This window comes from Stappia sp. TSB10P1A (genome assembly GCF_900185725.1).
Taxonomy (GTDB): domain Bacteria; phylum Pseudomonadota; class Alphaproteobacteria; order Rhizobiales; family Stappiaceae; genus Stappia.
The window spans coordinates 197,108-216,404 of sequence record NZ_FYAU01000024.1 but is presented as its reverse complement, the minus strand read 5'-3'; the positions used below and the strand labels follow the sequence as shown (position 1 = coordinate 216,404).

Sequence of the window (19,297 nt, the reverse complement as noted above, 5' to 3'; positions counted from 1 at the left end):
GAAGCCCGGGGCTCCGTGCCCCGGGCTTTTTTCGTCTGGCTGCGGTTGCTGCGGGCCGGAAGGCCGATCATCCTGAGCCGTGCCGCGGCCTTGCGATTCGCAAGACACCGGTTTTGGCTGCAACGAGGACCCGCCATGCCGCTCCTGGCTTCCATCCCGCTTACCGTGGTGCCGCTGATTGTCTACAACCTGCTCGCCTTCGGCCTGCTCGGCGATGGCGGCGGCCCTTGGCTCTCCTCGGTTCTGACGCTCGATCTGGTTTCCGGTGCGAGCTTTTCGCTGCTGGTTGCGGATCTGACGATCCTGTGCGCGCTGGCGATGCTGTTCATCGAATTGCTCAAGGCCACCCGTACCGGTGCGGTGGCGCTTGTCGACCACATCCTCTCGACCCTGGTTCTGGTCGCCTATCTGGTCGAGTTCCTGACCGTCCGCGAAGCTGCAACGTCGGTGTTTTTCATTCTGACCTGCGTTGCGCTGGTCGATGTGCTGGCGGGGTTTTCCATCACCATAACCGGCGCTCGCCGCGATTTCGGAGTTCCCAGCGGCGACCAGTTCCGCTGAGCGGTCGCCGGAGTTTCGCCGCCGCTCTCATGCTCCGGAGCGCTGAAAAGCGGGGACAAGGCTTCGCCGACAGAAGCCGCTACGTCAAAAGTTAACAAAACATTATCGCCTGGCATGGCATTTGCGCTAAATTCCTCGGTAACAACGCCAATGTCTCAAATTGGCACGCCGGGGAGGCGGAAATGCGGATCGAGCAGGGCGGACGTCCAGCAACAGCACCAGGCGTGGGCCGGCGTGCCGCCGAGACGGCGGCGTCGACGTCCGTCGGCGGGGCTACGTTCGCCTCTGCGGCGCGCTCGGTCGTGCCGGTCGCGCCGGTCAGCGAGCCGCGTGGCGACCGCTTTTCCCGCCTCTATCGCCCCAGTGCGGCTTTCCTTGCCCAACTGATCGCCATGCGGGAGCATGTGCCGCAGATGCGGGCAAGGCGGAGGGCCGCTCCCGAACAGGCGGTCGAGGCCTACCGGTTGGCGGAGCGCCAGCCGCGCGTGTCTTCGCCCGGCCGGATTCTGGCCGTCAGCCGCTGACGGGCTGCGCCTCGGCAGCTCAGTAGCCCCGGTGTCTCAGTAGCCGATGGCGCAGCCGTCCTTGCGGGGATCGGAACCACCGACAAGCACGCCGCGCGCGCGGTCGATCAGGATCGCCTGGCCGCCGCCGATGGGCTCCGCGACGATCTCCACCTGGTGACCGAGGTCGCGCAGGCCGACGAGGGTCTCATGCGGCACATGGCGCTCGGCCTGCAGCACATGGGTCGTCTCGTCGAAGAACATGCGCGGGGCATCGATCGCCTCCTGCGGATCCATGCCGAAGTCGACGATGTTGCTCAGCACATGGGCATGGCCACAAGGCTGGTAGCCGCCCCCCATTACTCCGAAGGAGAGATACGGCCGGCCATCCTTCAGTGCCATTGCGGGAATGATCGTGTGCAGCGGGCGCTTGCCGCCATCGATGCAGTTCGGGTGCCCCGGCTCCAGCCGGAAACAGGCGCCGCGGTTCTGCAGCATGACGCCGCTCTTCGGGGCGCAGATGCCGGAGCCGAAGCTCTTGTAGACGGAGTTGATGAAGGAGACGGCCATGCCTTCGCGGTCGACCACCGTGAGGTAGATCGTGTCCGACGAGGGGCCGAGCAGGGCAGGGGGGATCTCCGAAATGCGGGTTGTCGGGGAGATCCGGGCCGCCAGCTTGTCGAGATAGTCGGATGACAGGAAGGCATCCGGCCCGTGCCGCATGTGGTCCGGATCGGCGAGGAACAGGTCGCGCACCGAATAGGCGAGGCGGCCGGCCTCGAGCTCAAGATGGAAGCGAGTGGTGCCGAGCGGATCGAGCGAGGCGAGATCGAAGCGCTCCAGCAGCCCGAGCATGACGAGGGCGATGAAGCCCTGGCCGTTGGGCGGAAGCTCTGCAACATCGATGCCGCGATAGGACCGGATCACCGGCGGCATCGGCAGAGTGGTCATGCCGGCGAGATCGTCGAGGCTCATCAGCCCGCCGCGCGCAGCCAGCGTATCGACGATGTCGCGGGCGACCTCGCCCTCATAGAAGCCGGACGGCCCCTCGGCGGCGATCTTCTGCAGCGTGCGTGCGAGCGCGGGATGGCGGACGACATCGCCCGCTTTCGGGGCCGCTCCACCGAAGAGATAGCTGTCGCGCGCGCCCGGATCGGCAGCAAGCTTGGGCACCGCCAGCGCCCAGTCATGGGCGACACGGGGTGCGACCGGATAGCCGTCCCTGGCGTAGGAAATAGCGCGCTTGAGCAGTTCGGCGAAGCCGCGGCGACCGTGGGCGGCCAGGAGATCGTGCCAGGCACGAACGGCACCGGGAGCGGTGACCGAATGAGGGCCCTGCGCGTCGATATTCGTTACGCCGAGTTCGGCAAGCCGTGCCGGCGTTGCCGCCTTCGGTGCCGGGCCGGACCCGTTGATGCCGTGGATCGAGCCATCGGGCCGGGCGACGATGGCGAAACAGTCACCGCCGATGCCGGTCATCTGCGGCTCGACGACGGCCAGCACGGCTGAGGCGGCCACTGCAGCATCGACCGCATTGCCTCCGGCCTGCAGGACTTCCAGTGCGGCCGCGCTCGCCAGCGGATGCGAGGTCGCCGCCATCGCGGTGGTGGCATGGACGCTCGAGCGTCCCGGGGCATGGAAATCGCGCATGACGATCCTTGTTCTGCTGTGTTTTGCTGGATCCGGAGCGGGGGCTGTCGCGCCCGCCGAGCCACCGGGGGAGGAGGGTATTTTCACCTTCAGGGAATGAGTGCTTGTCGTTCTTATCCGTTGGTGGCAGGCAGTTGCCCTGTTAGCCATGGATCGGTGAAGACTATCGGATGCCGGCACGGAGGCCATAGGAAATGAGCAAACTGACCCTTTCCAGTGCGGAAAAGATCATCGATACAGCCCTTGCCAAGGGAGCCGAACTCGGCTTGAAGCCGCTGACCGTTGCCGTTCTGGATGCAGGCGGCCATCTGGTTGCGCTCAAGCGGCAGGACGGCGCCTCGATCCTGCGGCCGCAAGTGGCCAGCGGCAAGGCCTACGGGGCGATCGCTGTAGGGGCCGGCTCGCGCTGGCTCGACGAGAACGCCCGGACGCGACCGCATTTCGTGCAGGCATTGAATGGGGTGGCGGGCGGCGCCATCGTGCCTGTGCCGGGCGGCGTGCTGATTCGCGATGGCAAGGGCGGGGCGATCCTTGGTGCGGTCGGCATCAGCGGCGATACATCGGACAACGACGAGATCTGTGCGGTCGCCGGGATTGAGGCGACCGCCTTCTCCGCAGACTGCGGCTGAAGCAGGCCGGACGGATCGTCCGGCCACATGTCTGCCAGGTGTGGTCGGGCGGCCGCGATCTACTCGCGGCTGCCCCCGGCGAGGGAATCGATCTTCTTCTGCATGTCGGAGAGCTGCTTCTTCAGCGCGTCGAGATCGTCGGCGCTGGCCGGGCTCCGGGGGGCCTCGGCTGGCCGGGTCGCCTGTCCTTCCGCCTCCTTGCCCGGACCGAAGGGCAGGAACATCCGCATGGCCCGGTCGAAGATCTCGGCATTGCGCTTCACCTGGTCCTCGATTGCGTCGAAAGCGGTGGAGCCGAAGGCATTCGCCATCTGCTCGCGCAACCGGTCCTGCTCCCTGGTGAGCGAGGACATGGAGAAGTCGAGATAGGACGGCACCACGTTCTGCATGCTGTCGCCGTAGAAGCGGATCAGTTGTCGCAGGAACGTGATGGGCAGCAGATTCTGGCCCTTGTTCTCCTGTTCGAAGATGATCTGGGTCAGAACGGAACGGGTGATGTCATCGCCCGTCTTGGCGTCGTAGACGACAAAATCCTCCTCGTCCTTCACCATCAGGGCGAGGTCTTCGAGCGTCACATAGGTGCTGGTGCCTGTGTTGTAGAGACGTCGGTTGGCGTATTTCTTGATGATTGTCGGATCGGTGGTCTTTGTAGCCATGTCGGTTTTCGGATCCCGGCTTCGCGCCCCGGCCCGCAAGCCGTTGCGGCATTCCTCCCTGGTCCACGGTCGTCGGATCACCCTGCACGTCCGCGACTTCGTCCTGACGCACGATAAGCCAATCGTGGGCGGGCGCACCACCGTTTTGTCATATCATGCGGATCGGCGCCGGTTGCGCCGAAAGGATGACGCGACGAAGGCGGAAATCGCCAACAGCTAAGGGGTGTTCCGGTTGACACTTGGCGGGCGGGCGTCTCTAGTTTGCGGGAAACGCGCAGGCAGCCGGACAACAACCAGGGGAATGCCCGCGCCATGGGAGGTCCGGTTTTCGGGAGATCATGAAATGAGTGCATCCACCGACGTCGTCATCGTCAGCGCCGCACGCACCGCCGTCGGCTCCTTTAACGGCGCCTTTGCCAACACGCCGGCCCATGAGCTCGGAGCGGTGGCGATCCGCTCGGCGCTTGAGCGCGCCTCCGTTGCGGCCGCCGATGTCGATGAGGTCGTGTTCGGCCAGGTTCTGACCGCGGGCCAGGGCCAGAACCCGGCGCGCCAGGCAGCCATCCTTGCCGGCATTCCCGACAGCGCGACGGCCTGGGTGCTCAACCAGGTCTGCGGCTCGGGCCTGCGCACCGTCGCCATCGCCATGCAGCAGATCGCGGCCGGCGATGCCTCCATCATCGTCGCCGGAGGCCAGGAGAACATGTCGCTGTCGCCGCACTGCGCCCATATGCGCGCCGGCTACAAGATGGGCGACTACAAGATGATCGATACGATGATCAAGGACGGCCTGTGGGATGCCTTCAACGGCTACCACATGGGCCAGACGGCCGAAAACGTCGCGCAGAAGTGGCAGATCTCCCGCGAACAGCAGGACGAGTTTGCCGTCGCCTCGCAGAACAAGGCGGAAGCGGCCCAGAAGGCCGGCCGGTTCAAGGACGAGATCACGCCGGTGACGATCAAGGAGCGCAAGGGCGACCGGATCGTCGAGGAGGACGAGTATATCCGCCACGGTGCCAGCCTCGACAGCATGACCAAGCTGCGTCCGGCCTTCACGAAGGATGGGTCGGTGACCGCGGGCAACGCCTCCGGCATCAACGATGGCGCCGCCGCTCTCGTGGTGATGAGCGCTGCCGAGGCGGCGCGCCGCGGCCTGACCCCGCTCGCCCGCGTGGCCTCCTGGGCGACCGCCGGCGTCGATCCGACGATCATGGGCTCCGGCCCGATCCCGGCTTCCCGCAAGGCGCTGGCCAAGGCCGGCTGGAAGGTCGAGGATCTCGACTTCGTCGAGGCCAACGAGGCCTTTGCCGCCCAGGCCTGCGCGGTGAACAAGGACATGGGCTGGAACCCGGACATCGTCAACGTCAATGGCGGGGCGATCGCCATCGGTCATCCGATCGGTGCTTCGGGTGCCCGTGTGCTGGTGACGCTGCTGCACGAGATGGCGCGCCGGGACGCGAAGAAGGGTCTGGCGACGCTGTGCATCGGCGGCGGCATGGGCGTGGCGCTCTGCGTGGAGCGTTGATCGAAGCTCGATGGCGGGCGCTTGATGCCGGTCAAGGCACGGGCGGCCGCCATCGGCTGGAATGCGGGTGAAAGCCGGATGGCCTTCTGCCCGCAACCGGCAGACCGGGCCAGTCAGCGGCGGCAGGCACGGCAGCGCAAGCTGAACGGGAGGACGTGAATGAGCAATGTGGCAATCGTGACGGGCGGGACGCGGGGCATCGGCGCCGCCATCTCCAAGGGACTTAAGGCGGCCGGCTACACGGTGGCGGCGACCTATGCCGGCAACACCGAAAAGGCGGAAGCCTTCAAGGCGGAGACCGGCATCCATGTCTACAAATGGGATGTGGCCGATGCCGAGGCCTGCAACGAGGGCGTCGGGCAGGTGGTCTCCGACCTGGGGGCGGTGGAAGTCCTCGTCAACAATGCCGGCATTACCCGTGACGGCTGGTTCCACAAGATGGATTTCGAGCAGTGGTCGGCGGTGATCCGCACCAATCTCGATTCCATGTTCACGATGACCCGCCCGGTCATCGACGGCATGCGCGAGCGCGGCCACGGCCGCATCATCAACATCTCGTCCATAAACGGACAGAAGGGTCAGCTCGGCCAGACCAACTACTCGGCCGCCAAGGCCGGCGTGATCGGGTTCACCAAGGCGCTCGCTGCGGAAAACGCCCGCAAGGGCATCACCGTCAACGCCATCTGCCCCGGCTATATCGACACCGACATGGTGGCGGCGGTGCCGGAAAAGGTTCTGGAAGGAATCATCGCCGGCATTCCGGTCGGCCGGCTCGGCCAGGCGGAGGAGATCGCCGCGGCGGTCGCCTATCTCGCTTCCAAGGAGGCGGCCTTCATGACCGGTGCCGTGCTGACCATCAACGGCGGCCAGTACTACGCCAACGGCTGACGCCGGCGCATGACAACCACGGCCGCACCGGTGCGGGCTTCGGGGCTTCCGGCATGCCGGAAGCCCTTTTCATGTGCCAGCGGTCACAGACAAAGTCGGCGTTCCGCCTTGAAAGCCCGCCGGCACGGGGCCCACGTTCTCAGGGAAGCGATTTTTCCCAGCGTTCGAGTTGCCGGGCCACGGGCAACGGTCCGAGCGTAAGCCGGTAGAAGTCAAAGAGGTCCGCTCGCTCGGAGGCGAGGAAATAGCAGAAATGCAGCTTGAAGAAGCGGAACCGAAGATGGCGATAGAGCTCGGCGGTCATCCGGTCCGGCACCCTCACGCTGAAACGTCTCGGCTCCTGGACATGTCGCGCCAGCCAAGGCGCATAGGTCGCTACCGGCGTGGTCTTTCCGCAGCAAAGGATATCGTGGGGGGCATAGACATCGGTCCAGTCGAGATGCCGTGCCTGGGCAAGGCTCGCGACAGCGGCGCCGAAGCCTCTCTGCGCGCCGAAGCCGCCGGCATAGGCGAATGCCGACCCCATCGTCAGAACGGTGAACCGGCCCTGCGCCGCGCCGAAATCCGGCACGCGCTTCAGCACCTCCCGCAGCGTGTAGAGCAGAACAAAGGTTCCGGAACTGTGGGCGACAAGGACAAACTCCTCGTCCGACTCGCATTCGGTGGCCATCCCGATGATCCGTTCGGCGAACTCGGCGATGCGCGCCGTCATCCGCGGGTCTTCATTGCGCGCCAGACGTCCGATGGAATACCAGTCATGGATCAGGTACCAGACATAGGTCCAGCGTTCCAAGAGACGGGTCACCTGGTAAAGCGAGATCATCCAGGCCAGGCCTGCCGCAACGCTCAAGGCCGCATGGACAGGACCGGTTCCGGGGAGAATGAAGGGAAAAAGCAGCGCCGGCACGATCGAGGCGACCAGAAACACGAGAATCGCAAGCATCGGGTAGAGAAAGAAAAGGCCGTTCATCCAGTTGGCACGCAGGCGCTCGCTGTAGCCGCCGGCCATCGCGAATAGGACGAATGTGCGCACAGCCCCCGCAATGACCGCCCAGAGGGGGCGTCGAAAGTCGCGTTTGCTCAGATCCCGCCAACCCAGCAGGGAGAATCGCGTCGTCACCACGCCTTCCGGCCAGGCGATTTCACCGGTCCAGTCGACAGAAGATCCCCCGGATCCGGCGCCTGGCCTCAAACCGGAGAACGACCCCGACACCGACCGGAGTCTCAGGAAATGGGCCAATTCTTCCGTGAGCTGGCTGAAGACTGTCTCGGGCCGGCGCAGGTCGTAGCCCGGTATGTAGATGACCCGTCGTTTCCGGACCTTAGACGTCCCGCTGTTGTCGTTCATGCGGCCCCGGCAAACTGCGCTGATCGTGCCTTTGCGCACCGCCCCTGCGCGTATAGCCGCCTTGGTAACCGGAGTTGCGTTTCTCCTGCAAGGTTGCCTCGCCACGGTCCTGGAACAACCCTGCACAGGGTTTCCATGTTACGGATGCGGGACCCGGCGGATCAGCCGGTGGAGACGGCCTCGCAAACCTGAGACGGCAGGCACAACGCAAAAAAGGATCGAAGCACGGGCTTCGATCCTTTTCTAAAACGCGCAAACCCCGGCCGGTTGGCCGGGGTGAAGGTCTTACCGATACGACGCGACGACGGACGCCGCGCCTGCCGGAAGCTCCGATCACACGTCTTCCTTCACCGCCAGGATCTGGCGGCCCCGGTACATGCCCGTCTTCAGGTCGACGTGATGCGGGCGGCGAAGTTCGCCCGAATCCTTGTCCTCGACATAGGTCGGCTGCTTCAGGGCGTCCGCGGAGCGACGCGCGCCGCGCTTCATGCGCGTGGTTTTTCTCTTCGGAACGGCCATTGTCGTACTCTCCGTCGTGCAATATCCCGCGAAACCCGGACCGGGTCAGCCCGGGGCGTGGGTCTACACGGTGTGCAGGAATGGCGGGCTTATACCGGACCTTTTGCCGCTTTGCCAGCCCGAATCTCGAGAATTTTCGCCCTGCGGCGATTCTTTGCGCAGCGCTCAGCGACCGAAGCCGAGTAGGCATTCCAGGTGCGGGTCGATCGCCGTTGCGCGGCGCTGATTGATGCGCGCCAGACGGTCGTGGCCGGGGCGCGGGCGGGCCGGATTTCGCGCCAGCGGATTGGGCAGTGCGGTGGCGAGCCGGGCCGCCTCGGTGCGACTGAGATCCGCCGCGGGTTTGCCGAACCACGCCTGGGCTGCCGCCTCGGCACCGAATACGCCTTCTCCCCATTCGGCGATGTTGAGATAAATCTCCAGGATCCTCCGCTTGCTCAGCATGGCATCGATCATGAGAGCGAGCGGCAGTTCCATCATCTTGCGGACATAGCTGCGGTCGTTCCAGAGGAACAGGTTCTTGGCGACCTGCATGGTGATGGTCGAGGCGCCGCGCGCCGAGCCTCCTTCGTTGAAGGTCGTGATCTGGCTCTGCAGCGCCTCCCAGTCGATGCCCCCATGCTGGCAGAACCGGGCATCCTCGGAGGCGACCACCGATCGCACAAGATGCGGAGAGATCTGATCGAGCGGGACATAGTCGCGGGCCACCCAAAGGCCCTGCACGTAGCGGCTCAGCATCAAGGTGCTGACGGGGGGCACGACGGCGTAGAGCAGCGTCAGGAACGGCGGCAGGAGCAGCAGCGCAATGAGCGTGCGCAGCAGGATGCGGCGCAAGCGCCACCGGCGCGGCTGTCGCGTCTGGCTGCTGACCTCTTCCTCGCTCATCCGTTCCGCTGCTCGCCCCGCCCGTCTCAACCGACCTATCGATCCGCACGGTGCCACACCGCGCTGCCGGAATACAGGCTGGCGGCGCTCCAGACAACAAACGCCTGCGCGGACCGGCATGGCGCCATGCAGGCTGTTGACCTCGGCCCGGATTTTCGACACTGAGGCAGGATGCTGGCGGTCGGTCGCCAGCCGCTGTCCCTCAAGGCCATCAGGAGCCGTTTCGTGACCGCCGATGCCGCAGATCAGCTTGCCGCCGACGCCGGGCGGTTCGAAGCCATGCTGGATCGTCTGCTCCTCGGCCAGACGGAAGAGGGAGAGTTGGCGCGCCCGCCGCGTCTCGTTGAAGCCATGCGCTATGCGGCGCTCAGCGGCGGCAAGCGGCTGCGCCCGGGTCTGATGCTTGCCGCCGCGCGGCTGTTCGGCCGCGATGACGATGGCGTCCTGGTCGCGGCCGCGGCCCTCGAATGCATCCACTGCTATTCGCTGGTCCATGACGACCTGCCGGCAATGGACGACGACGACCTGCGGCGCGGCCGGCCGACCGTGCATCGCGCCTTCGACGAGGCGACGGCGATTCTCGCCGGCGATGCGCTGCTGACGCTGGCCTTCGATCTCGTGGCGGATCCGCGCGTGCATGCGGAGGCGGGCGTGCGGCTCGCGGCCTCGCGCGAGCTGGCGCGCGCCGCCGGCATCGGCGGGATGGCAGGCGGGCAGATGCTGGATCTGGCGGCCGAGCACAGCAGCCTCGGCGAGACCGAGATTCGGCTGCTGCAGTCGATGAAGACGGGGGCGCTGATCCGCTATGCGGCCCGTACGGGTGCCCGGCTCGCCGATGCCTCAGTCGAGGATATCGAGCGGCTGACCCGGTTCGGAGAAGTGATCGGTCTGGCATTCCAACTCGCCGACGACCTGCTCGATGTCGAGGGTGATGCGGCGGCGCTCGGCAAGGCGGCCGGCAAGGACGCGGCGGCCGGCAAGGCCACTCTGGTCGCGCTGAAGGGGACGGCGTGGACGCGCGCGGAGCTCGGCCGGCTGGTGGCGGAAGCGGAAACGCTGCTTGCCGCTTTTGGCGAGCGGGCGGCATCGCTTGCCGCTCTTGCCCGGTTCGTTGCCGCCAGAGACCGCTGAAGCCGCTGCCTGCCGGATTTCACCCGACAAAGCTGCGCATGTGAAAGCTGCCTGCCTCGGCCGACTGTGCATGAGGCCGGCCGAAGGGGCAGGCATGCCGTGCCAGGCAGCCGTCATGGCAGGGTGCAGCAGGATCTGCCCGCAGATAGGCCAGACAGCGCGGCACGTCGTAGCCGGCCTGTGACAGGGCGCCGGCCGGGCAGGCGGAGAGACAGGGTTTTTCAAGACAGGTCGGGCAGGGGCCATCCGCTCCCGCATCCGAGGATGCGGTCAGTGGCTCTGCCGACAGCAGGGCCCCGCGCAGACCCGCCCAGGGGCCGAACGCGCGATGCGCCAGAACGCCCATCGGCGAGCGCGAGAAGCTGCCTGCCCTCAGCGTCCAGCGCTGGAACGGGTGGTAGGGAGGCCCCTCGAAGGGGAAGACGATGCCAAGACCCTCGCTCGCCGCCAAATCGCTCAGGATCCGGCGCGTGAAGCGGTCCAGCGGATCCGGCTGGTCGTCGGCCGCCTCAGGGCTCGTTGCGAAGATCTTAAAGAGCGCGTTGGAGAGACTACCGACGACAAGGACCGCGCGCGTCTCGCGGCCCGGCCGGATGTCCGGCACCGCGTCGTCGGAGACGGGTTCGAAGCGGCCGAGCAGGCAAAACCCGGCGCGAGCGAGCCTGTCGCCGACAAGGGCGATCCAGGCCGCATCCCGCGCCGGGTGCGAGTTCACTTCAGCCGGTCGCGCTTGGCCAGGGTGCGCAGGCGCAGGGCGTTCAGACGGATGAAGCCGGCTGCGTCCTTCTGGTCATAGGCGCCGCGATCGTCCTCGAAGGTCACCAGTTCCTCGGAATAGAGCGAGTAGGGCGACTGGCGGCCGACGACGATGACGTTGCCCTTGTAGAGTTTGAGGCGGACCTCGCCGGCGACCTTCTCCTGGCTCTTGTCGATGGCGGCCTGCAGCATTTCGCGCTCGGGCGAGAACCAGAAGCCGTTGTAGATGAGCTCCGCGTAACGCGGCATCAGCTCGTCCTTCAGGTGGCCGGCGCCGCGGTCGAGGGTGATCGACTCGATCGCCCGGTGGGCGGTGAGAAGGATGGTACCGCCCGGCGTCTCGTAGACACCGCGCGACTTCATGCCGACGAAGCGGTTCTCGACGAGGTCGATGCGGCCGATGCCGTTCTCGCGGCCGTACTCGTTCAGCTTGGCGAACAGCGTGGCCGGCGACAGCGTCTCACCGTTGAGCGACACGGCATCGCCCTTCTCGAAGCCGATGGTGATCTCGGTCGGGACGTCCGGCGCCTCCATCGGGTCGACGGTGCGCTGGTAGACATATGCCGGCGGCTCCTCCCACGGGTCCTCAAGGACCTTCCCCTCGGACGAGGAGTGCAGCATGTTGGCGTCGACCGAGAACGGCGCCTCGCCGCGCTTGTCCTTCGGCACCGGGATCTGGTGCTGTTCGGCGAATTCGATGAGATCGGTCCGGGACTTGAAGGTCCAGTCGCGCCAGGGGGCGATGACCTTGATATCCGGGTCGAGCGCATAGGCGGACAGCTCGAAGCGGACCTGGTCGTTGCCCTTGCCGGTGGCGCCGTGGGCGATCGCGTCGGCGCCGGTCTCGTGGGCGATCTCGATCAGCCGCTTGGAGATCAGCGGACGGGCGATGGAGGTGCCGAGCAGGTAGACACCCTCGTAGAGCGCATTGGCACGGAACATCGGGAAGACGAAGTCGCGGATGAACTCCTCGCGCAAATCGTCGATGTGGATTTCCTTGATGCCGAGCATCTCGGCTTTCTTGCGCGCCGGCTCCAGTTCCTCGCCCTGGCCGAGATCGGCGGTGAAGGTCACCACCTCGCAGCCATATTCGGTCTGCAGCCATTTCAGGATGATCGAGGTATCGAGGCCGCCGGAATAGGCGAGCACCACCTTCTTGATGTCTTTCTGTGCCATGGGGTCGGTAGTCCAGTCCTGGGCAGGTGAGGCGGGTTGCGGCGATCCGCGCGCCGGGTTGGTCCGGCGACGCACGCCGACCGGTGAAATTCGCGCGCACTGTAGCCTTTGGGCGCCGGAGCGCAAGCCGGGAAACCCGGCGGTCCCGCGGTTCCGCGCCGAAATTCAGCGGCGCGGAACGGGTCGCCAGCCGGGAGGTGCCATCTCGAAGCCGGCAAACTCGAAACCCGGCGCGACGGTGCAGCCGACCAGCGTCCAGCGACCGAGGCTTTCCGCCGTCTGCCAGGCGCCGGCCGGCACGATCCCCTGCGGTCGCTGACCTGCTGCGAGATCGTGGCCCAGATGCATGGCGCGGACGTCGTGGCCGTTCTCCGAGATGGTGAGGGCGAGCGGCCCGCCGGCATGCCAGTGCCAGATCTCGACCGCGTCGACCCGGTGCCAGGCCGACAGTTCGCCTGCCTCCAGCAGGTAGTAGATGGCGGTGGAGCGGGCCCGGCCGGCGGCATCCGTCCTGCTGTCGCGGAAGGTTTCGCAGTAGTGTCCGCCCTCGGGATGCGGCACCAGGTCGAGCATCGAAATGATCTCGGCGGCGGTCAGGTCGGCAGCGAACATCGAGCAGGCTCTCCGGCGGGGTCAGAATGTGTCCTTGCGGCGGCGGATCTCGGCGAAGACCTCAGCGTCGCTTGCATCCTCAAGATGGAGACGCGAGCGGATCGCGGCGTCGCCGGCGCGCAGGAACGGGTTGGTGGCGCGCTCCCTCGCCATCGTCGTCGGCAGCGTCGGCAACCCCTGCTCCCGCAGGCGCTCGACCTCGGCAACGCGTTCTTTCAGAGCGGCGTTGTCCGGGTCGACGGTCCGCGCGAAACGGGCATTGGACAGCGTGTATTCGTGGCCGCAATAGATGTCCGTTGCCGGTGGCAGCAGGCGCATGAGCTTTTCAAGCGAGGTCCACATCATGGTCGGGTCGCCCTCGAAGATGCGGCCGCAGCCGAGCGAGAACAGCGTGTCGCCGGTATGGGCGAAGGACAATTCCGGCGCCCACCACGAGATCTGGTCGAGCGTGTGGCCGGGTGTGCCGATCGCCTTGAACGGGATCCCCGCGGCGGTGACCTCGTCACCGTCCTCGACGACAGCGTCGAGCCCGGCGATCCTGTCGCGCGAGAGGGCGGGGCCGGTGACGCGGGCGCCGGTGTCGGCCTTGAGCTTTTCCAGCCCCTGGACGTGGTCCCAATGGTGATGCGTGATGAGGATGTCCGTCAGCGTCCAGCCGGTCTCCTTCAGCACCTGCCTGTAGGGATCCGCGTCGGGGACATCGAAGGCGATGGTTCCGCCGGGCCCGGATGTGCTTTCCGGCACATGGACAAGGACGCCGAAATTGTCGTCGAGACAGGGGAACTGGCGGATCACCGCCGGCCGTGTGTCAGCGCTCATGATGTCGTCCTCCGTATGGTGAAACATGCTTCCGCCGAGGCGTGGTCTCTGCAGGTAGCATCTTTCCGCCTTCGGCGGCAGACCCGGCCGGCCGGGACGGCGGGCTGACGGGTCAACGCGTCGGTGTCGTCGAGCGTTCCACGAAGATGGCGTCCAACCTCAGGGTAGAGGGCGGCGCCTCCGGGTCGGCCAGGCGGCGTTCCAGATGGCCGACGGCGCCCTCGGCCATCTTTTCGGGATCCTGCCGGAAGGTGCTGAGCCGGTAGGCGTCCCAGGAGGCTTCGGGAATATCGTCGAAGCCGATCACCGCCAGGTCGCGTGGGATGTCGAGACCGAAGCGACCGCGTGCCCGGTCCATCAGACCGATGGCGACGAGATCGTTGACGCAGAAGACCGCTTCGGGCCGCCCGTCCGGGCGATTTCCGGCAAACAGCGCGTCGGCTGCGTCCTGACCGCCGGCATAGTCCGCCTCCTGGCCATGCGCGCGGATAACGCTGGCGCCGAGGCTCCGTGCCTCGTTGGTGAAGGCGTTCTCGCGTTCCACCAGGCTTGGCGTGGCGGAGGTGACGCCAGCCAGCGCCAGCCGGGTGAAGCCGCGCTCGACGAAGAGCCGGGCAGCCGTGCAGGCGGCTCCGGAATTGTCGATGCGGACATGATCGCAGTCCGGCTCGGAGCGGCCGATCATGATCAGCGGCTGGCCGTTGCGCCGGGCAAGGTCGACGAAAGATGCGGGCGGCGAGCCCGACAGGATGATGGTCGCGGCCGCGCGATAGCCGAAGAGGGCGTTCTGGGCTGCCTGCAATTCCTGCTCCAGACTGCCGGTGTTGATGATCAACGGCACGCTGCCGCGCAGGATCAGCGCCCGGGTGAGGGCGGAAACGAGGTGGGCACGAAAGCCCACTTCGGGCCGGGTGACGATCAGCCCGACGAGGCGGCTGCGGTTGGCGAGCAGGCCGCGGGCCAGATCGTTGACCTGGTAGCCGAGTTCGGCCGCCGCCTGCATGACCTTTTCTCGGGTCTCGGGTGCGATGCTGGCGCCGGGCGTGAACGCGCGAGAGACGGCCGAGCGGGAGACGCCGGCCTTCTCTGCCACCTGCTGCGCGCTGATAAAGCGCCGCGCGGGGGTCTTGTCACCCTGATCCTGTTTCAATGGCCAACCTTCGACAGCACGTCGGATCTGAGGAATCGCTCGACGACGAGCATGAAAGCAATGGACGGGATCAGGAGCAACAGCGCCGTGATCGATGCCACCTGATAGTTGCCGCCGGCCCCGGCAGTGTACAGCAGCAGGGGCAGCAGATTGACGTCGGGAGCGCCGACGAAATAGCTGCCGGTGAACTCGTCGAGCGATTCCAGGAACACGAAGATCGCGCTGGCCAGCAGCCCGGGGGCGGCGAGCGGCAGGGTCACGTCCCGAAACGCGCGGAAGGCGCCGGCGCCGAGCGAGCGGGCCGCCTGTTCCAATTCCTGGTCTACGGCGGAGAAGGCGGCAGTGGCGATCCACACCGCATAGACCAGCCCATGGGTGACATGCACCAGCACAACGCCGGCGACCGTACCGTTGAGGCCGATCTGGTAGAAGAGCCGGGCGATGTTGACGTAGACCGGCAGGTTGGGAAAGGCCTGCGGAATCAGGAAGGCGAGCAGGATCAGGGCCCGGAAGGGCAGGCGCAGACGGGCCAGCGCATAACCGGCAGGCACTGCCAGCGCGAGGGCCAGCACCACGGTGAGGCTTGCCACCAGCACGCTGTTGGCGAGCGACTCCATGGCGTTGCCGCGCGGCGAGAACACCCGTTGCCAGTAGCTGAAGCCGTATTCCAGCGGCAGCGCATGCGGGAAGTACCAGCGTTCGGCGACGGTCCACAGGACGAGGTTGGTCAGCGGACCGAAGATGATGAAGGCCAGCAGGCCGAGCACGACGGCGCGCGGCACCCACCACAGATCGAGGCGGATACCCGCGGGGCGGAGCGGCGCACGGGGTGTGGTCGACGGGGCGGTCATCCGCGCTCCCTCATGCTCTGGCGCAGATAGAACCAGGCGACGCAGGCCGTCGCGGCGAGCGAGATCAGGCCGAGCGCATTGGCCACGCCATAGTCGCCATAGGCATTGATGCGGAAGGCAATGTCGGCGGTCAGCATGGTCGGCGACTGGGCGTTGATCATCAGCGGCACGGAGAGCACGGACATCATGGTGACGAAGGACAGGACCAGTCCGACCATCAAGGTGGTGGCGACCTGCGGCACGAGAATCTCGATCAGGATGCGGAGCCGCGATGCGCCGAGATTGCGAGCCGCCTCGATGGTGCCGCGGTCGACCGAGGCCATGGCCCCGGCGAGCAGCAGGGTCACGAAGGGCGTCTGCTTCCAGACGAAGGCGATGACGATGCCGCGCCAGTCGAGGAAGCTCACCGCCTGCAGCGGCGTGATGAGGCCAGCACCGACGAGAATATTGTTCATCAACCCGTTCTTGGCGAGGAAGGTGCGCAGCACCTGACCGACGACGATGAAAGGAATGAACAGCGGCCAGCGATACAGCCAGCGCAGGATCGCGACGGCGCGCGGATTCTCGCCGAGCGTCAGGTAGCCGCCAATGGCGATGGAGAAGAGCCCGATCAGACAGGTGGACAGGCTGACGATCACCACCGTGAAGAGGATGTCGGAACTGTAGAGCGCGAAGGACTTCGTGAAATTGCCCAGCCCGTAGCCTGCTTCGGTCTCGAAGGCGCCGACCACCGAGAGGGTGAGCGGCAGCACGAACAGGAACAGGATCACCGTCAGGGCGGGCAGGACGAGAAGCAGTCCGAGCAGGCGTCTTGGCATGGCGGCGTCGGTCCGGTGGCGGCCGTCCGGAGGGTCCGGACGGCCTTTGCGGTCAGGTCGGTATCAGTTCGCGGCCTTGGCCTCGTAGGCTTCCAGGATCGCGTTGTTGTAGGGCGCGATCGGGAAGGGCTTGCCATAGCTGGCGAGGTCTTCCGGCGTCACATCGGTGAACAGCTTGTTCCAGGTTTCGGCGTCGAGTTCGGCCTGCACATGCTGGGCGTCGATGCCCGGATACCAGTTGAAGCGCTTGACGATGCCTTCGGCCTGGACCTTGGGGCTGGTGGCGAGTTCGACGAACTTCTCCGCCAGTTCCTTGTTCGGGGCCTTGGCCGGGATCACGTAGTGCATCGGCTGGCCGGGCATGCCGGGCGCCGGCAGGAGCAGCTTGAACTCGGGCGGCAACTGGCCGTTGGCCTGCCAGGAGTAGAACATGTCGACCCAGACCGGACCGATGGCGATCTCGCCGCGCGACAGCAGGTCGAGAGTTCCGGCATTGCCCGGGGTCAGCGTGGCGTTCTGGGTGAACGCCTTCAGGCTGTCGAAGGCGGCATCCCACTTCTTGGTCTCCGCCTCCTCGAACGGGCCGTTCATCAGCTTGCTGGCATCGCCGTCGCCGAAGGCGTAGATCCAGCCCATGACGAAGCTGACGCCCGAGGCGCCGCCCTTGATGCCGTTATAGCCGAACTGCTTGGGATTCTCCTTCACCCAAGCCGCGAGTTCCTCGTAGCTCTTCGGCGGATTGGGCAGCAGCGCGGGGTTGTAGGCAAGCGCGGTCTGGCTGTTGAACATCGGCATGACATAGCCCTTGACGCTCGCGCCGAGCGCCATATCGGCGTTCGTCCGCGTCACCAGCTTGCCGGTGGAGATGGTGTCGCGATAGGCCTCGAGATAGCCGCCGGAGACCATCGGGCCCGCGAACTTCTCGTGCACGACGGCAACATCCGTGTCCCAGACCGTGCTGCCGGCCTGCTTCTGGGCTTCAAAGCGCTCCAGAATCTTCTGCGAGCCGGCGTCGCCGGGTCCGGTGCCGACGGCGCGTACGGTGTGGCCCGGGTTCTGCTCCTCGAAGAGCGGCCCGAGATACTCGTTGATGTAGTCGACCATGTTCTGGTCGCCGGCCGTGATCACGGTGAGCTCGGCCGCCGTCACCGGCGTGGACGCAAGGCCCAGCACCAGCGTCGCCGAAAGAAGTTTCCTCATGTCGCTACTCCGCTTTCTAGACATCATGGACGTTCAAGTCTCGGATGCTTCCAGGACGCGGCCCGTGGTGCCGTCGCTCAAGGAGCCTTCGGGGTCGGCAGGATTGCTCTGCCGGACGAAGAGGAAGAGCGCTTCGGCCGGGATGCGGATGCGCACCGCTGCGCCGAGCGCGAAGGGGGTCGGGCTGTCGACGAGCAGCACTTCGTCGCCGACCCGTACGGAGTGGCGCCAGGCGCCGCCGGGATAGCTTGCCGCCTCGATCCTGCCGGGCAGGTCCAGCGCGTCTCGGGCCGGGTTGCCGTCGCTCTCGCCCGCCACGATGGCTGCGGCTTCGGCGCGGAACCGCGCTTCCAGAGGGCCATCGGCGAGCGGGCGCCCATCCCGTGGCAGATCGGCTGGTGCATTGTTCGGGCCGGCCGCGATCTCCACCCGGTCGGCGATGATCCGCCCGGTCAGGTCGATCCGGTTTTCCGCGCCCATGAAGGCGGCGACGAAGGGTGAGGCGGGGCGGTTGTAGAGCGCCTGCGGGGTGCCCTGCTGGGCGATGCGGCCACGGTCGAGAATGACGATGCGGTCGGCCATCACCATGGCCTCCTCGCGGTCGTGGGTGACATGCACTGCGGTGATGCCGAGACGCTTCTGCAGCGCGCTGATGTCGTGGCGCACCTTGAGGCGGATGCGGGCGTCGAGATTGGACAGCGGCTCGTCGAGCAGCAGGATCTGCGGGTCGATCGCCAGCGCCCGGCCGAGCGCAACGCGCTGGCGCTGGCCGCCCGACAGGGCTCCGGGCTTGCGCTGGCCCAGGCCCGCCAGACCAAGAAGGTCTTCCAGCTCGCCGACCCGCCGGGCGATCTCGGCCTTCGACCGACCGCGCAGCTTGAGCCCATAGCCGATGTTCTGCGCCACGGTCATATGCGGCCACAAGGCATAGGACTGGAAGACCAGCGCCATGCCGCGCTTGTCCGGCGGCTGGCGCGTCACGTCCGTACCGTTGACGGAAATGCTGCCGGCGGAGGGCTTCACGAAGCCGGCGATGGCGCGCAGCAATGTGGTCTTGCCACATCCCGACGAGCCGAGCAGCGCGACGAACTCGCCCTTGACGATCGCCAGGTCGAGGCGGTCGAGCACGCGCGTGGTGCCATAGCCCGCGGAGAGGTCGGTGATGGTCAGAAACCCCTGCGGCGTCATTTTCTGCTCATTGCACAGGTGTGCAACGTAGGGCGCGAGCCGGGTGCTGTTGTCCGCTGGAACGGGTTTCGCATTTTCTAGCCTCGGGTCGTGGGCCGCGTGACGCTGCAACGCGCATCGGCGTTTGCAAGGCGACTGATACGGGGGCTGTGTAACGGCGAGATGACGCTCAGCGATCGATCGGGGTTGATCGCGGGCTCGACGGCACCAGGTTCGGATCTGCGCGGTCGCGATGTCAGTTGAGGCTTTGAGAATCCGCGACGTCATGCAACCTTCGAACGGGAGCGATTCGCAGCATGGGTTGCCGCGCCGGAACGGCTGGCGGGCCTTGGCGGTGGGGGTCGAGAGCGTGGTTGTGCCGGGGAGGGCTTTCCGCGAGGCCGGCCCGCAGGGTTGATCTGAGGCGAAGGCCCGTTTCGGTTGCCCTCGCTG

Annotated in this window: 20 protein-coding genes; 6 read left to right on the top strand and 14 right to left on the bottom strand. The window is 66.4% G+C overall.

All coding sequences use genetic code 11. The features are described from left to right. The first annotated feature begins 135 nt into the window (after nt 1-135). Nucleotides 136-561, top strand: coding sequence for a hypothetical protein (locus TSB10P1A_RS09620; protein ID WP_186387694.1), 426 nt, complete (start codon nt 136-138; stop codon nt 559-561). Between the two features lie 182 nt (nt 562-743). Next, complete coding sequence (locus TSB10P1A_RS09615) at nt 744-1,085, top strand: hypothetical protein (protein ID WP_186387693.1); 342 nt, start codon at nt 744-746, stop codon at nt 1,083-1,085. Nucleotides 1,086-1,121: 36 nt separating this feature from the next. On the opposite strand, the gene ggt is transcribed toward TSB10P1A_RS09615, so the two are convergent. After that, complete coding sequence (gene ggt / locus TSB10P1A_RS09610) at nt 1,122-2,714, bottom strand: gamma-glutamyltransferase (RefSeq protein WP_186387692.1); 1,593 nt, start codon at nt 2,712-2,714, stop codon at nt 1,122-1,124. Between the two features lie 194 nt (nt 2,715-2,908). Here ggt and TSB10P1A_RS09605 point away from each other — a divergent pair, with 194 nt between their 5' ends. Next, nucleotides 2,909-3,343, top strand: a complete 435-nt coding sequence (locus TSB10P1A_RS09605; RefSeq protein WP_186387691.1) for a heme-binding protein — start codon at nt 2,909-2,911, stop codon at nt 3,341-3,343. Between the two features lie 59 nt (nt 3,344-3,402). Here TSB10P1A_RS09605 and phaR read toward each other — a convergent pair whose 3' ends face one another. Then, the gene (gene phaR, locus TSB10P1A_RS09600) at nt 3,403-3,999 is read right to left on the bottom strand and encodes a polyhydroxyalkanoate synthesis repressor PhaR (protein ID WP_186387690.1); all 597 of its coding nucleotides are present in this window, start codon (nt 3,997-3,999) and stop codon (nt 3,403-3,405) included. A gap of 343 nt (nt 4,000-4,342) precedes the next feature. On the opposite strand from phaR, the gene TSB10P1A_RS09595 reads away from it, so the two are divergent. Together TSB10P1A_RS09595 and phbB are read left to right on the top strand one after the other, a co-directional pair. Then, entirely contained in the window at nt 4,343-5,524 is a 1,182-nt protein-coding gene (locus TSB10P1A_RS09595) for an acetyl-CoA C-acetyltransferase (protein ID WP_186387689.1), read from the top strand. 159 nt (nt 5,525-5,683) lie between these two features. Then, nucleotides 5,684-6,412 carry an acetoacetyl-CoA reductase gene (gene phbB, locus TSB10P1A_RS09590; protein WP_186387688.1) on the top strand — a complete coding sequence of 243 codons (729 nt, stop codon included), beginning with the start codon at nt 5,684-5,686 and terminating at the stop codon, nt 6,410-6,412. A gap of 139 nt (nt 6,413-6,551) precedes the next feature. On the opposite strand, the gene TSB10P1A_RS09585 is transcribed toward phbB, so the two are convergent. The 3 genes from TSB10P1A_RS09585 to mtgA all read right to left on the bottom strand — a co-directional run bounded on the left by TSB10P1A_RS09585 (nt 6,552) and on the right by mtgA (nt 9,164). Continuing rightward, the gene (locus TSB10P1A_RS09585; protein WP_186387687.1) at nt 6,552-7,760 is read right to left on the bottom strand and encodes a hypothetical protein; all 1,209 of its coding nucleotides are present in this window, start codon (nt 7,758-7,760) and stop codon (nt 6,552-6,554) included. A 333-nt stretch (nt 7,761-8,093) separates the two neighbouring features. Then, nucleotides 8,094-8,279, bottom strand: a complete 186-nt coding sequence (gene rpmF, locus TSB10P1A_RS09580; RefSeq protein WP_097174322.1) for a 50S ribosomal protein L32 — start codon at nt 8,277-8,279, stop codon at nt 8,094-8,096. A gap of 165 nt (nt 8,280-8,444) precedes the next feature. After that, nucleotides 8,445-9,164 carry a monofunctional biosynthetic peptidoglycan transglycosylase gene (gene mtgA, locus TSB10P1A_RS09575; protein WP_186387910.1) on the bottom strand — a complete coding sequence of 240 codons (720 nt, stop codon included), beginning with the start codon at nt 9,162-9,164 and terminating at the stop codon, nt 8,445-8,447. A 279-nt stretch (nt 9,165-9,443) separates the two neighbouring features. Here mtgA and TSB10P1A_RS09570 point away from each other — a divergent pair, with 279 nt between their 5' ends. Continuing rightward, nucleotides 9,444-10,295 carry a polyprenyl synthetase family protein gene (locus TSB10P1A_RS09570; protein WP_186387909.1) on the top strand — a complete coding sequence of 284 codons (852 nt, stop codon included), beginning with the start codon at nt 9,444-9,446 and terminating at the stop codon, nt 10,293-10,295. A 19-nt stretch (nt 10,296-10,314) separates the two neighbouring features. Here the strand turns inward: TSB10P1A_RS09570 and TSB10P1A_RS09565 are convergent, their stop codons facing one another. The 9 genes from TSB10P1A_RS09565 to TSB10P1A_RS09525 form a co-directional block, all read right to left on the bottom strand. Beyond that, nucleotides 10,315-11,010, bottom strand: a complete 696-nt coding sequence (locus TSB10P1A_RS09565) for a hypothetical protein (protein WP_208987057.1) — start codon at nt 11,008-11,010, stop codon at nt 10,315-10,317. Next, the gene (locus TSB10P1A_RS09560) at nt 11,007-12,227 is read right to left on the bottom strand and encodes an argininosuccinate synthase (RefSeq protein ID WP_186387686.1); all 1,221 of its coding nucleotides are present in this window, start codon (nt 12,225-12,227) and stop codon (nt 11,007-11,009) included. Before TSB10P1A_RS09560 ends, TSB10P1A_RS09565 begins: the two co-directional genes overlap by 4 nt. A gap of 165 nt (nt 12,228-12,392) precedes the next feature. Further along, the gene (locus TSB10P1A_RS09555; RefSeq protein WP_186387685.1) at nt 12,393-12,839 is read right to left on the bottom strand and encodes a cupin domain-containing protein; all 447 of its coding nucleotides are present in this window, start codon (nt 12,837-12,839) and stop codon (nt 12,393-12,395) included. Nucleotides 12,840-12,860: 21 nt separating this feature from the next. Further along, nucleotides 12,861-13,658, bottom strand: coding sequence for a hydroxyacylglutathione hydrolase (gene gloB, locus TSB10P1A_RS09550; RefSeq protein ID WP_186387684.1), 798 nt, complete (start codon nt 13,656-13,658; stop codon nt 12,861-12,863). 112 nt (nt 13,659-13,770) lie between these two features. Further along, complete coding sequence (locus TSB10P1A_RS09545) at nt 13,771-14,808, bottom strand: LacI family DNA-binding transcriptional regulator (protein ID WP_186387683.1); 1,038 nt, start codon at nt 14,806-14,808, stop codon at nt 13,771-13,773. Further along, nucleotides 14,805-15,659 carry an ABC transporter permease gene (locus TSB10P1A_RS09540; protein WP_186387682.1) on the bottom strand — a complete coding sequence of 285 codons (855 nt, stop codon included), beginning with the start codon at nt 15,657-15,659 and terminating at the stop codon, nt 14,805-14,807. The genes TSB10P1A_RS09545 and TSB10P1A_RS09540 overlap by 4 nt, the downstream gene beginning before the upstream one ends. Then, the gene (locus TSB10P1A_RS09535; RefSeq protein WP_186387681.1) at nt 15,656-16,477 is read right to left on the bottom strand and encodes an ABC transporter permease; all 822 of its coding nucleotides are present in this window, start codon (nt 16,475-16,477) and stop codon (nt 15,656-15,658) included. The genes TSB10P1A_RS09540 and TSB10P1A_RS09535 overlap by 4 nt, the downstream gene beginning before the upstream one ends. Nucleotides 16,478-16,540: 63 nt before the next feature. Next, nucleotides 16,541-17,677, bottom strand: coding sequence for an extracellular solute-binding protein (locus TSB10P1A_RS09530; protein ID WP_186387680.1), 1,137 nt, complete (start codon nt 17,675-17,677; stop codon nt 16,541-16,543). Between the two features lie 33 nt (nt 17,678-17,710). Further along, the gene (locus TSB10P1A_RS09525) at nt 17,711-18,865 is read right to left on the bottom strand and encodes an ABC transporter ATP-binding protein (RefSeq protein WP_186387679.1); all 1,155 of its coding nucleotides are present in this window, start codon (nt 18,863-18,865) and stop codon (nt 17,711-17,713) included. Nucleotides 18,866-19,297 lie beyond the last annotated feature (432 nt).

What these genes read in the sequence shown, in the direction of transcription:
- TSB10P1A_RS09620 (WP_186387694.1), top strand. Translation starts at nt 136, where the DNA reads ATGCCGCTCCTGGCTTCCATCCCGCTTACCGTGGTGCCGCTGATTGTC.
- TSB10P1A_RS09615 (WP_186387693.1), top strand. Translation starts at nt 744, where the DNA reads ATGCGGATCGAGCAGGGCGGACGTCCAGCAACAGCACCAGGCGTGGGC.
- ggt (WP_186387692.1), bottom strand. Translation starts at nt 2,714, where the DNA reads ATGCGCGATTTCCATGCCCCGGGACGCTCGAGCGTCCATGCCACCACC.
- TSB10P1A_RS09605 (WP_186387691.1), top strand. Translation starts at nt 2,909, where the DNA reads ATGAGCAAACTGACCCTTTCCAGTGCGGAAAAGATCATCGATACAGCC.
- phaR (WP_186387690.1), bottom strand. Translation starts at nt 3,999, where the DNA reads ATGGCTACAAAGACCACCGATCCGACAATCATCAAGAAATACGCCAAC.
- TSB10P1A_RS09595 (WP_186387689.1), top strand. Translation starts at nt 4,343, where the DNA reads ATGAGTGCATCCACCGACGTCGTCATCGTCAGCGCCGCACGCACCGCC.
- phbB (WP_186387688.1), top strand. Translation starts at nt 5,684, where the DNA reads ATGAGCAATGTGGCAATCGTGACGGGCGGGACGCGGGGCATCGGCGCC.
- TSB10P1A_RS09585 (WP_186387687.1), bottom strand. Translation starts at nt 7,760, where the DNA reads ATGAACGACAACAGCGGGACGTCTAAGGTCCGGAAACGACGGGTCATC.
- rpmF (WP_097174322.1), bottom strand. Translation starts at nt 8,279, where the DNA reads ATGGCCGTTCCGAAGAGAAAAACCACGCGCATGAAGCGCGGCGCGCGT.
- mtgA (WP_186387910.1), bottom strand. Translation starts at nt 9,164, where the DNA reads ATGAGCGAGGAAGAGGTCAGCAGCCAGACGCGACAGCCGCGCCGGTGG.
- TSB10P1A_RS09570 (WP_186387909.1), top strand. Translation starts at nt 9,444, where the DNA reads ATGCTGGATCGTCTGCTCCTCGGCCAGACGGAAGAGGGAGAGTTGGCG.
- TSB10P1A_RS09560 (WP_186387686.1), bottom strand. Translation starts at nt 12,227, where the DNA reads ATGGCACAGAAAGACATCAAGAAGGTGGTGCTCGCCTATTCCGGCGGC.
- TSB10P1A_RS09555 (WP_186387685.1), bottom strand. Translation starts at nt 12,839, where the DNA reads ATGTTCGCTGCCGACCTGACCGCCGCCGAGATCATTTCGATGCTCGAC.
- gloB (WP_186387684.1), bottom strand. Translation starts at nt 13,658, where the DNA reads ATGAGCGCTGACACACGGCCGGCGGTGATCCGCCAGTTCCCCTGTCTC.
- TSB10P1A_RS09540 (WP_186387682.1), bottom strand. Translation starts at nt 15,659, where the DNA reads ATGACCGCCCCGTCGACCACACCCCGTGCGCCGCTCCGCCCCGCGGGT.
- TSB10P1A_RS09535 (WP_186387681.1), bottom strand. Translation starts at nt 16,477, where the DNA reads ATGCCAAGACGCCTGCTCGGACTGCTTCTCGTCCTGCCCGCCCTGACG.
- TSB10P1A_RS09530 (WP_186387680.1), bottom strand. Translation starts at nt 17,677, where the DNA reads ATGAGGAAACTTCTTTCGGCGACGCTGGTGCTGGGCCTTGCGTCCACG.
- TSB10P1A_RS09525 (WP_186387679.1), bottom strand. Translation starts at nt 18,865, where the DNA reads ATGACGCCGCAGGGGTTTCTGACCATCACCGACCTCTCCGCGGGCTAT.